The following is a 13,350-nucleotide window of genomic DNA, read 5'->3' on the forward strand; positions in this document are numbered from 1 at the left end:
CAGGCAAATGTTCCCACTCGCCAAAACCCTGTTAATTTATACAGAACAATTGATGATTATATCAGCGTCGTGAGGGATGCCAACCGCGAAATTTCCACGTGCGGCAGAAGACGGCTGTCAGTTGCGGTCATCAGCTCCGCATTTTCTGGCTTGATCCAGCAGGCCTGCATGCCGCAGCGGATGGCACCGGCCACGTCTGTGGTCAGATCGTCGCCCACGTGAAGAATGTTACCGAGCGGCAAATTCAGTTTTTCCGCTGCCAGGTGATACATGTCGCTGAACGGCTTCGCACGCCCGTGCGGACCCGCGCGCAGCACGAATTCAAAATAATCGCTGAGGCCAAACAGCTCCGGCTGGGCATTGCCGTTGGTGATGGCCACCAGCGGCCACTTTTCGGCAAGCTTCGCCAGCGTGTCGTGGGTTTCCTGTGGCACGTCGATGCGGCTGCGCCATTTGGCGAAGTTTTCCATTGCCGCTTCGGCACCGACGGCGGCATCCTGTGCGCTCAGACCCGCGTTAAGCATCGCCTGCTCAACCGCACGGCGACGCCATTCGGTCACGTCGTGGTAAATATCCGGCTCGGTCTCCCGCAGGGACTGGCGCAGCTTCTGGAAGTCCTTGTTTTGCATCGCTTTCAGCGCCGGATGGTAGTTCTGCACAAACGCCAGCGACTCCTGCTCGGTACGCAGGATCACCTCGCGGTTGTCATAAAGGGTGTCATCAAGGTCAAACGTCAGGGCTGAGATCTGACCGAGTGGGCGGTAAAAACGCATTATTTCCCCCGTTTGGCGCGTGGATGCGCCGCGTCATACACCGAGGCAAGGTGTTGGAAGTCTAAGTGGGTATAGATTTGAGTGGTCGACAGATTCGCGTGACCAAGCAGTTCCTGTACGCCGCGCAGATCGCCGCTCGATTCCAGCATGTGTGTCGCAAAGGAGTGGCGCAGCTTGTGGGGATGCACGTGGCTGTTCAGCCCCTGCTTGATGCCCCACTCCGCAAAGCGCTTCTGCACGTTACGCGCGGAGATCCGCTTGCCGAGCTTTGATAAAAACAGCGCATCCTCTTCCGCGCCAAACAGGCCGCGCAGATCCAGCCAATGCTCAATCCAGGAGACGGCGTTGCGGCCAATCGGCAGGCGGCGCTCTTTGCTGCCCTTGCCCATCACCCACACTTCGCCGGATTCCAGATCGAGATGCTTTAAGTCGAGGTTCACCAGTTCGGAGAGACGCAGGCCCGCGCCGTACATCACCTCCAGCATCGCGCGGTCGCGCACGGCCAGCGGATCGTTCAGATCGATATCCAGCAGGCGGTTTACGTCGTCGACGTCAATATTTTTCGGCAGATGGCGCGGGGCTTTTGGCGTGGCGATCCCTTTTGCCGGGTTAGCTTTCAGCTTGCCCTGGCTGACCAGCCAGTCGAAGAAGCTGCGCAGGGCAGAGAGCCGGAGCGCAAGGCTCGCCGGGCTAAGATTTTTTTTACGGCTACGCACGACGAACCCGCGTACCGTGGCGGCGTCACATTGTTGCCAGCTTTTCAGGCCGATTTCTTCGGCAATCTGCATGATGGCATCAAGCTGACGCTGATAGTTAAGCAGCGTGATGGGGCTGAGCTGACGCTCAACGCCCAGATAGCGCAGAAACCGCGAGACGTCAGTGGCGAGCAGTCCGTCCGTCATACGCGTTCAATCCAGCGCTCCAGCAGCTCGGGCAGCATCAGGGCGATCTCCTGCAGCAGGTGCGTGGCTTGCCCCTGCTCATAGTGGTGCGCGTCGCGGCTGGTAAATAATATTACCCCCAGGTCGCCATCGCGCCCCATCAGCGACATCGCCACCGAGCCAATCGCTTTGGCTTCCGGCAGCACCACCAGCAGTTCGGGTCCGTTCAGCGGCCCCAGATAGTGATGCTCATGGCCCAGGCGCTGAATGCGCAGCGGCTCAAACGCCTGACGGCTGAGCGCCAGATGGGTGAACCCCGACGGTGCGCCAATGCGCCAGCGGTCAGGGAACAGACGAATCGTTGCGCCCGCCAGCCCCAGCTCGCGCGCCCAGCGGTGGAAGCGGCTGAGAAACTCTTCAAGGCTGTGCGCCGAGGCCAGACGCGCCTGCAGGTGCAGAAGGCGATAGAACAGGCTTTCGTTGGTGCTGGCCTGCTCCATCAGCAGCGTCATGTTCTCTTCAAGCTGGTTGATGTGGTTACGCGCGCGCGCCATGTGCCATTCGACCAGCGACACGGTCCCGCGAACCGGATGCGGCACGCGCATTCGTTCGACGACGCGTGCATTGCGAATAAAAAACTCAGGATTGTTCAGCAGATAATCAACAACAGCGCTGTCGTCCAGTTCCGTCACTGTTTCCTGCAGTTCTTCCCCTGGTTGTTTCATAGATGGATAAACCCGTCATAAACATGTGTCGCCGGGCCAGTCATGTACAGTGGATGACCCGCTCCTTTCCAGGCGATATCAAGACGACCGCCCGGTAATTCCACGCGAACCTCTTCTGCCAGTAACCCCTGGGAGATACCGACGGCCACCGCCGCACAGGCGCCGCTTCCGCAGGCCTGGGTTTCGCCCGCGCCGCGCTCGTAAACCCGCAGACGGATGTGTTCACGCTTCACCACCTGCATAAAGCCGATGTTCGCCCGCTCCGGGAACCGCTCGTGGCTCTCCAGAACCGGACCGAGCGTTTCGACCGCCGCGGTTTCCACGTCATCCACCTGAATCACGCAGTGCGGGTTACCCATCGAGACAACGCCGCACAATACTGTCTGCTCGGCCGCCCGCATAATATAGGTCTTTTCCGCTTTGTTTGCGCGAAACGGCACGGCGGAAGGCTCGAAGTTAGGCTCGCCCATATTGACGCGCACCAGTTCATCGTCGGTAACGCTGAGCACCATACGACCGTTGGCGGTACTGACGCGGATATCGCGCTTATTGGTGAGCCCTTTCAGGCGGACAAAGCGGGCGAAACAGCGCGCGCCATTGCCGCACTGGTTAACCTCACTGCCGTCAGCGTTGAAAATACGGTAGTGGAAATCGAGGTCAGGATCGTAGGGCGGCTCAACCACCAGCAGCTGATCGAACCCCACGCCCACGTGCCGATCCGCCAGGCGGCGGATCAGTTCCGGGGAGAAAAACACATTCTGCGTTACCGCGTCGACGACCATAAAATCGTTGCCAAGGCCATGCATTTTAGAGAACTGCATCATTTGCTCCATTGCGCGGGTACAGAACGTTGTCGTCAGAGGTTAACCTGAGTCGGACCGCCGTTATCGCCACGATCGTTAGTCTTTGGCGTGGAAGACTCGATGCCGCTGTTAACCGGTTTTGTCGGCGGCGGCGCGGTTTTATCCGCAGGCGGGAAGTAGAGTGGTCCCTTCAGTCCGCAGCCGGTCAGGCTAAACAGCGTGATGAGAACGGCAAGCGTTCGGAAAGCGTTTTTCATTATAAAGTTGCCCGTAAGTTCAAATCTGTTTCTATCATCGCAGGAGAAGACACAAAAGCAAGAGTTTGCCGCTTTCCTGCAACGGGAATTATTTAGCGTTATACTGCCGCCATCACGAAAAACAGGAACAAAACCATGAACGACAGTGAATTCCATCGCCTTGCCGACACCCTGTGGATGACCATCGAAGAACGTATCGACGACTGGGACGGCGACAGCGATATCGATTGTGAAATCAACGGCGGCATTCTGACCCTGAGCTTCGAAAACGGCAGCAAAATTATTATTAACCGTCAGGAGCCGCTTCACCAGGTGTGGCTGGCGGCCAAACAGGGCGGCTATCACTTTGATTTGAAGGGTGACGAGTGGGTTTGCGATCGCAGCGGCGAAACGTTCTGGGATCTGCTGGAACAGGCGGCGACCGCGCAGGCGGGCGAGGACGTGAGTTTCAGGTAGTTTTGTTGCCCGGTGGCGGCTGCGCCTTACCGGGCGAAAAGCCTCAGGAGAAATACTGCTGCAACAGCGGTGCGGTATCCTGATTCGCAGGCGCCGCAGGGGTAATCGCCTGCGTACGGAACGGGATCACCTGCGCTCGCCCATCCACGTTCACAATCTGGTAGAACTGCGGCAGGTTGAAGTTGATAAAGCTGGAACCGTAGGTGAAACGGTCATGCGAGGAAGAGTAGAAGCGGCTGACGTCGCGCACCAGCTCCTCTTTGCTGCCTTCACAGTGGTGATACACCTCGGCGCGGTTGGTCTCATCCAGAATGTAGATGTTGAACCCGGCATCGTCGCCCGACTCTTCAAAGAAGAACTGAATAATCCCTTCACTGGCAAAGCCATCCACCACCTGCGGCAGCTTGACGTGGTTGGTTTCCACCTGAACCGACAGGCCGTGCAGCTTGTTGTGTGAAATCGCGCCGTAGAACTCGATAGCGTTTTCCAGCTTCTGCACCGACACGTTCAGACGCTCGAAGAACAGGCCCCACGTCTGCCCGGAGACGCGCAGCGCTTTGAAGCGTCCGGTCTCCTGGCGGGTGCTGGAGAGACGCAGTTCGATGCACTCAGACACCAGCTGCTGCACGCGGGTACGAATCAGGCCGCGCAGGTGCTGGCTGTAGCAGAACACTTCGACGCTGTCCGGCGGCGCGGCGTCCTGGTGCATCTTGCCGAGAATGGTTTTCAGCGCTTCAATCATCGCCTGCTCGCCGTTGAAGTGCAGGGTACGCACTTCGTTCCACGAGTTGCGGTACAGTAGGTCTACGCTGCCCACCAGGCAGTTTTGCTGCTCGCCAAAGCTGAAGACGTCCAGCTTGCGGAAGTCAAAATGGACCACCTGATTGCGGAAGGCCGCCGTCGGGTCGTATTCCAGGTTGACGATGATCGCCAGATGGCGAATCTCACACGGGCTGTAGAGCGCTTTTGGCGTCGGCGCAGGCAGACGCAGCGGGAAGTGGTGCGAGACATCCGCCACCATCTCCTGCAGCTTGGCTAAATCGACGACCTCATTGCCCTTGATAAACAGGCGCGTGCGCGAGGTCAGCAGGCCGTTAAACCAGGCCCACGCCACCAGCTTGTTCAGATAGCGGTTATATTCCAGCGGCTGATGGCTGATAATCGAATCCATGCTTGGCGCACGGTTGTACAGATACCACCCGGTGCGGTTTGCGCGGCCCGGCGGTACATAGATAAAGGTCAGGTTTGGTTCAGACAGGTCAGGCGAAATCTGCGGGTTAACCAGGGTCACTTTGCCCGGCAGCGCTTCAAACGCGGCGTACAGCTTACGGGTTAACACCCCGATATCCTGCGGGCTGGCGGAAACGCTAAGATTATTGCGGCGCGCAAAGCGGATCAGGTTACGGTAGCTTTGCATCATCGCGTCGAGCAGTTCGTTGTGCGCTTCACGCACCTGATCGATCTTCCAGTTGGCGCGGTTATCAAGCATGGACAGACGCGCTTCGTCCCATCCCCACTCTTTCACTAGCTGACTGACCACTTCACGACGCCAGCCCACGCAGGCGCGCTCGCGGCTCAGCTTTTCACAGACCTTGAGATAGAAACATCGACGCACCAGGTCAAGACGCGTGGCGTCATCAATGGCTTTCAGGTATTCGGTAACGCGCTCCAGCATCATGCAGTAGGCGTCGAGCCCGTAGGAGACAATCTCGCCATCGTGCAGGCGCTGCTTGATATCTTTCGCCAGCAGGCGCGGCGTAGGGTATTCCCACGAGTAGGCTTCCAACAGCAGGGTTTTCAGCACCGCTTTGTACGGTGAATCAATGCTCTTGTAGAGCTGCCAGAGGCTTGCGCCAAAGTACTCTTCGGCGGACAGGGAGCTGAGGCCGCCCAGATCCAGCCATTCGTTTGGCGTCAGTACGCCCTGCGCGTAAAGCGACATGACGTAGTCGTCGTAATGCTCTTCTTCTTCGCACGGGACCATATTCCACAGAATACGCTTCCCGGCCAGACGAACGGCAGTACGGTAAAATTCATCCAGCAACAGGATATGCTGAGTCGAGCCGCAGTCCTCACCACCCAGACTGCCGCTTTCATTATGGCGGAAACGGTTTTCATCAATCAGGAAGAAGCTCACTTCCACGCCGAGCGATGCCGCCCAGCTTTCCAGCAGGCTGCATTTACGCTGCAGCAGCTGGCGCTCTTCGTTATCGAGCCAGGATTGATGGCAGACCCAGATATCCAGATCCGAAGAACAGCTCTGCCCTACCGATGAGGTGCTCCCCATCGAGTAAACGCCGGTAATCGGCAGTTCACCTTTCGGAGAAACCTGAGGCGGCATGCCGCGGTAGAGTTCCAGCTCGTTCAAATAATGCTGTTGGGTTTCATCAGGCGTGAAGAGGCAAATGCCCTGGGGAACGTTACCATCAAGGTAGCCAGGCATCAGCGGGTGGTGATAGTGCAATAATGTCGGCAGCAGACTGTATACCTGCTGGAAAGCAGGGCCCATGGCAGCAAGCGCGCGATCCACACGCAGTTGATTTATGGCATCCAGTCTCTGTTTCAGAGTCTCAATATAGAGGTACAAGACGTATCGCCTGATGTTTCCGGGTGTCGTAAGCTATTCAAAACACGAATAACAGCGAGCCCGCAGTATTTCAAAAAGATAACCGTTACCCTTTTTTCGCCCTTGTCATTATGGTGGTACCGACGAAAAAATGGTCTAAAACGTGATCAATTTAACACCTTGCCGGTTGACCGTAAAGAAAGATGCGCTACATACAAGTGTAGCACCGTTCTGTACGTGTAAATTCCTGAATACGGCTATGGCTGACGAATACGCCGCCTTGTCCCTCTCACGCTTCATCAACCGTAAAACTGCCATCCCAGAGTCAACAATGTTAGGATGGTTAGCGATTGATAATGACGGTAACAAGCATGTTAGACAATGTTTTGAGAATTGCCACACGCCAAAGCCCTCTCGCGCTCTGGCAGGCACATTATGTTAAGCAGCGCCTTGAAGCCTGCAACAGTGGATTGCGCGTCGAGCTGGTGCCGATGGTCACGCGCGGTGACGTGATTCTGGATACGCCGCTGGCGAAAGTGGGCGGCAAGGGCCTGTTTGTCAAAGAGCTGGAACTGGCATTGCTTGAGAACCGCGCCGATATCGCCGTACATTCGATGAAAGACGTGCCCGTCGAGTTCCCGGAAGGGCTGGGGCTGGTGACCATCTGCGAGCGCGAAGATCCGCGTGACGCGTTTGTCTCGAACCACTATGACTCGCTCGACGCGCTGCCGGCGGGTAGCGTGGTTGGCACGTCCAGTTTACGCCGTCAGTGTCAGCTGGCGGAGCGTCGTCCTGACCTTATCATCCGCTCGCTGCGCGGTAACGTTGGCACGCGTCTGGGCAAGCTGGATAACGGCGATTACGATGCCATTATTCTTGCGGTTGCAGGCCTGAAGCGCCTGGGGCTGGAGGAACGCATTCGCGTGGCGTTGCCGCCAGAGCTGTCGCTGCCGGCCGTCGGACAGGGCGCCGTCGGCATTGAGTGCCGTCTGGACGATGCGCGCACCCGCGAGCTGCTCGCTCCGCTGAACCATGACGAGACCGCAACCCGCGTAAAAGCCGAGCGGGCGATGAATACTCGCCTCGAAGGCGGGTGTCAGGTGCCGATTGGCAGCTATGCTGAATTAACAGACGGTGAACTGTGGCTGCGCGCGCTAGTGGGCGCGCCGGACGGTTCACAGATGGTGCGCGGCGAACGTCGCGGCAAGCCGCAGGATGCCGAAGCGCTTGGCGTGTCGCTGGCGGAAGAGCTGCTGAATAACGGCGCGCGTGAAATTCTGGCCGAGGTCTATAACGGAGAACCCCCTGCATGAGTATTCTTGTCACCCGCCCTTCTCCCGCAGGAGAGCAGTTAGTGAGCCGTCTGCGCGCACTGGGGCAGGTGGCCTGGAGTTTTCCGCTAATTGAATTCTCCCCCGGTCGGGAGCTCTCTGCGCTCGCCGACCAGATGAATACCCTGCAGGAAGGCGACCTGCTGTTTGCGCTATCGCAGCATGCCGTGGAATTTGCCCATGCGCAGCTGCAACAGGCGGGGACACGCTGGCCGACCGCTCCGCGCTATTTCGCTATCGGCAGAACCACCGCGCTGGCCTTACATACCGTGAGTGGAACAGACGTTCGCTACCCGTTGGATCGGGAAATCAGCGAAGTCTTGCTACAATTACCTGAATTACAAACTATTGCCGCAAAGCGCGCGCTCATTTTGCGCGGCAACGGTGGCCGCGAACTGCTGGGTGAAACGCTGCGGGAACGCGGGGCTGACGTGACGTTTGTTGAGTGCTACCAGCGCTGTGCGAAACACTACGACGGTGCTGAAGAGGCGATGCGCTGGCACGCGCGCGGTATTAATACGCTGGTGGTCACCAGCGGTGAAATGTTACAACAGCTTTGGTCGCTGATACCGCGTTGGTATCGCGAAAACTGGTTACTCCGCTGTCGGCTTCTGGTCGTCAGTGAGCGTCTGGCGAACCTCGCCCGGGAACTGGGCTGGCAGGATATTCGGATCGCTGATAACGCCGACAACGATGCGCTGCTGCGCGCATTACAATAACTCTCAAATGGGAAGCCATAATGACGGAACACGAAAAATCCTCCGCCGTGGTTGAAGAGACCAGGGAGACTGTGGAGACAACGCCACAGCCAGAGACGACTGAGAAAACCGCTGAGAAGAAAAACGGCAGCAATAAAACCAGCCTCGCGCTGAGCGCGATTGCCATCGCCATTGCGCTGGCAGCAGGCGTCGGCCTGTATGGTCTGGTAAAGCAACAGAGTGCTAACCAGACTGCCACCAGCGATACGCTGGTCAATCAGCTTACCTCCCTGCAAAAAGCGCAGGAAACGCAGAAAACCGAGCTGGAAGCGGTGATTAAGCAGCAGGCCGCCGCGCTTGCCGAGGCGAACAGCAAACAGGAAGAGCTGACCAAACAGCTGGGCGAAGTACAGCAGAAAGTCGCCACGATCTCCGGCACCGATGCCAAAACCTGGCTGCTCTCGCAGGCCGATTTCCTCGTCAAACTCGCCGGGCGTAAGCTGTGGAGCGATCAGGACGTGACCACCGCCGCCGCGCTGCTGAAAAGCGCCGATGCGAGCCTGGCCGACATGAACGATCCGAGCCTCATTACCGCGCGCCGTGCGATTACCGAAGATATCGCCAGCCTCTCCGCCGTTTCACAGGTGGATTACGACGGCATTATCCTCAAGGTGAACCAGCTTTCGAATCAAATAGATAACCTGCAGCTGGCGGATAACAATGACGACGACTCCCCGATGGACTCTGACGGTACCGAGCTGTCCAGCTCCCTGAGCGAATGGCGCATAAACCTGCAGAAAAGCTGGCAGAACTTTATGGACAGCTTCATCACCATCCGCCGTCGCGATGAAACCGCCGTACCGCTGTTAGCGCCGAATCAGGATATCTATCTGCGCGAAAACATCCGTTCCCGCCTGCTGGTCGCGGCGCAGGCCGTGCCGCGCCATCAGGAAGAAACGTACAAACAGGCGCTGGATAACGTCTCGACGTGGGTACGCGCCTACTACAACACCGATGATGCAACGACCACCGCCTTCCTCGAAGATATCGACAAGCTGAGCCAGCAGAACATCACCATGAACGTGCCGGATAAACTGGCCAGCCAGCCGATTCTGGAGAAGCTGATGCAGACGCGCGTGCGTAACCTGCTGGCGCAGCCGGGCGTTCCGGCCGGGCAGACCGGCACAGCGGCGGCACCAGCGCCAGAAAGCGCGCCACAGGGAGAGTAATGATGCTAAAAGTCCTTTTACTCTTCATTCTGCTGATCGCCGGGATCGTCCTGGGCCCGATGCTTGCGGGTCATCAGGGATACGTCCTGATCCAGACCGATAACTACAACATTGAAACCAGCGTAACGGGTCTGGCGATCGTTCTGATCCTCGGCGTCGTGGTCCTGCTAGCCGTTGAATGGATCCTGCGCCGTATTTTCCGCACCGGTGCCCATACCCGCGGCTGGTTCGTCGGCCGTAAGCGCCGCCGCGCCCGTAAGCAAACGGAACAGGCACTGCTAAAGCTGGCCGAAGGCGATTACCAGCAGGTTGAAAAGCTGATGTCGAAAAACGCCGATCACGCGGAACAGCCGGTGGTGAACTATCTTCTGGCCGCCGAAGCGGCGCAACAGCGCGGTGATGAAGCCCGCGCTAACCAGCATCTGGAACGCGCGTCAGAACTGGCGTCTGGCGACCCGATCCCAGTGGAAATTACCCGCGTCCGCCTGCAGCTCGCGCGCAATGAGAACCACGCGGCGCGCCACGGCATTGACCGTCTGCTGGAAATCGCACCGCGTCATCCGGAAGTCCTGCGCCTTGCGGAGCAGGCCTATATTCGTACCGGAGCGTGGGGCTCGTTGCTGGACATCATCCCGTCGATGGCGAAGGCCGAGGTGGGTGATGATGAACATCGTGATGAACTTCAGCGTCTGGCATGGATTGGCCTGATGGATCAGGCGCGCGCCGACCTGGGCAGCGAAGGCCTGAAAACCTGGTGGAAGAATCAGAGCCGGAAAACGCGCCAGCAGGTCCCCCTGCAGGTGGCCATGGCGGAACATCTTATTGAATGTGACGATCATGACACTGCCCAGGAGATCCTTCTCGACGGCCTGAAGCGCCAGTACGACGATCGCCTGGTCATGGTGATCCCGCGCCTGAAAACCAATAACCCTGAGCAGGTCGAAAAAGTGCTGCGCCAGCAGATCAAAACCGTCGGTGACCGTCCGCTGCTGTGGAGTACCCTGGGCCAGTCGCTGATGAAGCACGGCGAATGGCAAGAGGCGAGCCTGGCCTTCCGTGCGGCACTGAAACAGCGTCCGGACGCGTTTGACTACGCGTGGCTTGCCGATACGCTGGACAAACAGCATAAGCCAGAAGAGGCGGCCGCCATGCGGCGCGATGGGCTATTGCTGACGCTGCAAAATAACGGTAACCCGCAATAAATAAAAAAGGAGGCCAGACGGCCTCCTTTTTTTATCGCCTTTCTCCTGCTACATTCTTTACACCCACATCTGCAAACGAACCCGCCAATGTAACGATGTCTTTTCATTAACCTTTTTTCACACACGCGCACTTTCTGCAGCGTGGATTAAATCGTTTTTGAAAGGAAATCTTCATGAACTCGCTTTTGTATGCGCTTATTAAAGCGCTGCGCTGCCACCGCTGGCTGCGCCTGCTTGCCTGTGCTTTTATCTTTTCTTCGCTGGGAAATGGTTTAACCCAGGTCGTGGTCTTTGGTTTACTGTTAGCGTGGTCGGCTCCGCCCGCCCTGCTCACCCTCGCTTTTCTTTTCGCAACGGTTCCGGGATTCATCGGCAGCGCGATCGGCGAAAAGCTGTGCTCGCGCTATTCTCCAGTATTCCTGCTGATACTGACCGAGGGGCTGGGATTGTTCGCCCTACTCTTCCCCCTGCTCGGTGCGGGTTATCACAGCATTGCCTCGCTACTCGCCGTGCAATCCACCGAAGCGCTGCTCAGCGGGATGAGCTGGCCCGCGCTGACATTGCTCTTTAAACGCGGACTTAGCGAAACAGAGCTGCCTGCTGCGACCTGTCTGGAAAATGTGATTTTTGCTTCTCAGGTGTTATTAGGTACTGGACTCGGCGTGGTGCTATTCAAGCAGACCTCCGTGTTTACCTTGCTGGCTATTGATGCCGCCAGTTTTCTCGGGTCGCTGCTGCTGTGGCTGGCTGGGCGCCGGTTTTCTGCGCCATTGCTACCTCTCCCCGGTGAAGAGGCAGCCCCCGCGCCACTGCGCTGGCGGACGTTGACCGTTCGGCAAAAGCGCAGCCTGCTCATTTTGCCGGCGCTGGCGGCCGTCGGCTCACCGGCTATGGCGCTACTTCCGGCCCTGGCGCAGCAGCTCCATCCTCAGGATGCGGCGGGCCTTGCTCTGCCTCTGCTTTTCGCAAGGAGCATGGGACAACTTTGCGGCCCCATGCTGCTAAAAAAAGAGAGCCTGACGCGCTTTGCCGTCCACACGCCGCGAATCATCGTTTGTCTCGGTATTTTTCTTGCCGCTTATGGAATGCTGCCGTTGTTATCCGGGTGGATGGCATGTGCGCTGGGGATAATCTTTATCGCGCATCTGGCCTCAAACGTTCTCTTCGCAGCCGGCACGTTTGGCGTACTCAGCAGTTTTCATATCACGCAAACCGCGTCAGCCAGCGGTAAAGCCTGGCGCTGGCAAACGCTCAGCGCCTCGCTTTTCACCGGCATTACAGCGATAGTGGCTGTTGGGCTTGGCTCAGTGCTGGCGCTCTATACGGTCTCGTCAGCCGCCCTGCTGTTGGTCGCCCTGATCATGCGTGGGTATCGGGAATAAGACATAAAAAAACGCCTGCTATAAAAGCAGGCGTTAAAACAGGTCTGTAAGACAACATATTTGGTGCTTCACTCAACGTTATGTCCATGGTGTCTGATGAGGCCGAAGCGACATCTGTCAGTGGACGATAAGCACCGTAAATGGCTCTGCGTCATTCCTGAGTTTATGAGGCACTAAGGCGAACATAAGAGATGGAATGAGCATCTACGCGTATATTATTGCACGTTACGTGCCAGATTTACACGCAGAACTTTTACATGGCGCAACATTTTAAGATAAAAGGAAATTATGCTGTTAAGTAGCCTCTGAAGCTTCATAGCGTATCGGCAAAAGCAGAAATATGTCGCCAGGAAGAGACAGTAAATCCCATAAATAATTATTTATTTTATTTTCAATGGCTTGCATGTCACTGAATCGCGACAATGATAAAGGGTATTCTCTGGAGATCACGACAGGGGAGAAAACTTACAGAAAACAAAAAACCCCGCCGAAGCGGGGTTCAAAATTGGTCGGCGAGAGAGGATTCGAACCTCCGACCCACTGGTCCCAAACCAGTTGCGCTACCAAGCTGCGCTACTCGCCGATGTACTGCTTTTTTGAATTTTTAGTTCAATTCATTTAAAAAGTCGTGGTGCGAGGGGGGGGACTCGAACCCCCACATCCGTAAGGACACTAACACCTGAAGCTAGCGCGTCTACCAATTCCGCCACCTTCGCAATTCACAACTCTTTCAATAATGGGGTGGCTAATGGGATTCGAACCCACGACAACTGGAATCACAATCCAGGGCTCTACCAACTGAGCTATAGCCACCACTGTATTCTTTCACGCGGTACTGACTACTTCTCAGACCACCGCAGCTCTAGCGCCGGGAACTAAAATGGCGCGCCCGACAGGATTCGAACCTGAGACCTCTGCCTCCGGAGGGCAGCGCTCTATCCAGCTGAGCTACGGGCGCTTAGCGCCGTTGCGGGGCTGGATATTACGTACCTCCGTCCCCGCTGTCTAGTGCTTTTTTGAAAAAAATGCGCGTTTGGTTATGGTTTG

At 57.1% G+C, this 13,350-nt stretch carries 12 protein-coding genes and 4 tRNA genes; 6 read left to right on the plus strand and 10 right to left on the minus strand.

Going from position 1 to position 13,350, the window contains the following annotated elements; translation table 11 throughout:
- Window positions 1-56: 56 nt before the first annotated feature.
- The 5 genes from yigB to IM273_RS19780 are packed head-to-tail and all read right to left on the minus strand — an operon-like array spanning window position 57 to window position 3,439.
- The gene (gene yigB, locus IM273_RS19760; protein ID WP_063437758.1) at window positions 57-773 is read right to left on the minus strand and encodes a 5-amino-6-(5-phospho-D-ribitylamino)uracil phosphatase YigB; all 717 of its coding nucleotides are present in this window, start codon (window positions 771-773) and stop codon (window positions 57-59) included.
- A complete protein-coding gene (xerC, locus tag IM273_RS19765) occupies window positions 773-1,675 on the minus strand; it encodes a tyrosine recombinase XerC (protein WP_048959724.1) in 903 nt (300 codons plus the stop codon). The genes yigB and xerC overlap by 1 nt, the downstream gene beginning before the upstream one ends.
- The gene (locus IM273_RS19770) at window positions 1,672-2,379 is read right to left on the minus strand and encodes a DUF484 domain-containing protein (protein WP_045260992.1); all 708 of its coding nucleotides are present in this window, start codon (window positions 2,377-2,379) and stop codon (window positions 1,672-1,674) included. The genes xerC and IM273_RS19770 overlap by 4 nt, the downstream gene beginning before the upstream one ends.
- Entirely contained in the window at window positions 2,376-3,200 is an 825-nt protein-coding gene (dapF, locus tag IM273_RS19775; RefSeq protein ID WP_041911831.1) for a diaminopimelate epimerase, read from the minus strand. Before dapF ends, IM273_RS19770 begins: the two co-directional genes overlap by 4 nt.
- A 35-nt stretch (window positions 3,201-3,235) precedes the next feature.
- On the minus strand, window positions 3,236-3,439 hold the full coding sequence (locus IM273_RS19780) for a lipoprotein (protein ID WP_041911830.1): 204 nt from the start codon (window positions 3,437-3,439) through the stop codon (window positions 3,236-3,238).
- A 135-nt stretch (window positions 3,440-3,574) separates the two neighbouring features.
- Here IM273_RS19780 and cyaY point away from each other — a divergent pair, with 135 nt between their 5' ends.
- Window positions 3,575-3,895: an iron donor protein CyaY gene (cyaY, locus tag IM273_RS19785; RefSeq protein ID WP_003860816.1), complete on the plus strand. Its 321-nt coding sequence runs from the start codon at window positions 3,575-3,577 to the stop codon at window positions 3,893-3,895.
- 43 nt (window positions 3,896-3,938) lie between these two features.
- Here the strand turns inward: cyaY and cyaA are convergent, their stop codons facing one another.
- Window positions 3,939-6,482: a class I adenylate cyclase gene (gene cyaA / locus IM273_RS19790; protein WP_048959723.1), complete on the minus strand. Its 2,544-nt coding sequence runs from the start codon at window positions 6,480-6,482 to the stop codon at window positions 3,939-3,941.
- A gap of 350 nt (window positions 6,483-6,832) precedes the next feature.
- Between cyaA and hemC the strand changes: the two genes are divergently transcribed.
- The 5 genes from hemC (at window position 6,833) to IM273_RS19815 (ending at window position 12,303) form a co-directional block, all read left to right on the plus strand.
- On the plus strand, window positions 6,833-7,774 hold the full coding sequence (gene hemC, locus IM273_RS19795; protein WP_193051440.1) for a hydroxymethylbilane synthase: 942 nt from the start codon (window positions 6,833-6,835) through the stop codon (window positions 7,772-7,774).
- Window positions 7,771-8,511 carry a uroporphyrinogen-III synthase gene (hemD, locus tag IM273_RS19800; protein WP_193051439.1) on the plus strand — a complete coding sequence of 247 codons (741 nt, stop codon included), beginning with the start codon at window positions 7,771-7,773 and terminating at the stop codon, window positions 8,509-8,511. Before hemC ends, hemD begins: the two co-directional genes overlap by 4 nt.
- Window positions 8,512-8,531: 20 nt before the next feature.
- Window positions 8,532-9,719: a uroporphyrinogen-III C-methyltransferase gene (gene hemX / locus IM273_RS19805; protein ID WP_041911826.1), complete on the plus strand. Its 1,188-nt coding sequence runs from the start codon at window positions 8,532-8,534 to the stop codon at window positions 9,717-9,719.
- 2 nt (window positions 9,720-9,721) lie between these two features.
- Complete coding sequence (hemY, locus tag IM273_RS19810; RefSeq protein WP_028014802.1) at window positions 9,722-10,921, plus strand: protoheme IX biogenesis protein HemY; 1,200 nt, start codon at window positions 9,722-9,724, stop codon at window positions 10,919-10,921.
- A 173-nt stretch (window positions 10,922-11,094) separates the two neighbouring features.
- Window positions 11,095-12,303 carry an MFS transporter gene (locus IM273_RS19815; protein WP_193051437.1) on the plus strand — a complete coding sequence of 403 codons (1,209 nt, stop codon included), beginning with the start codon at window positions 11,095-11,097 and terminating at the stop codon, window positions 12,301-12,303.
- 506 nt (window positions 12,304-12,809) lie between these two features.
- Here the strand turns inward: IM273_RS19815 and IM273_RS19820 are convergent.
- The 4 genes from IM273_RS19820 to IM273_RS19835 form a co-directional block, all read right to left on the minus strand.
- Window positions 12,810-12,886 (minus strand) — tRNA-Pro (locus IM273_RS19820).
- Between the two features lie 46 nt (window positions 12,887-12,932).
- Window positions 12,933-13,019: transfer RNA gene (locus IM273_RS19825), tRNA-Leu, on the minus strand.
- Window positions 13,020-13,040: 21 nt separating this feature from the next.
- Window positions 13,041-13,116, minus strand: a tRNA-His gene (locus IM273_RS19830).
- Between the two features lie 68 nt (window positions 13,117-13,184).
- Window positions 13,185-13,261, minus strand: a tRNA-Arg gene (locus tag IM273_RS19835).
- Window positions 13,262-13,350 lie beyond the last annotated feature (89 nt).

It is taken from the genome of Enterobacter cloacae complex sp. P13B (assembly GCF_014895915.1).
Classification (GTDB): domain Bacteria; phylum Pseudomonadota; class Gammaproteobacteria; order Enterobacterales; family Enterobacteriaceae; genus Enterobacter; species Enterobacter bugandensis.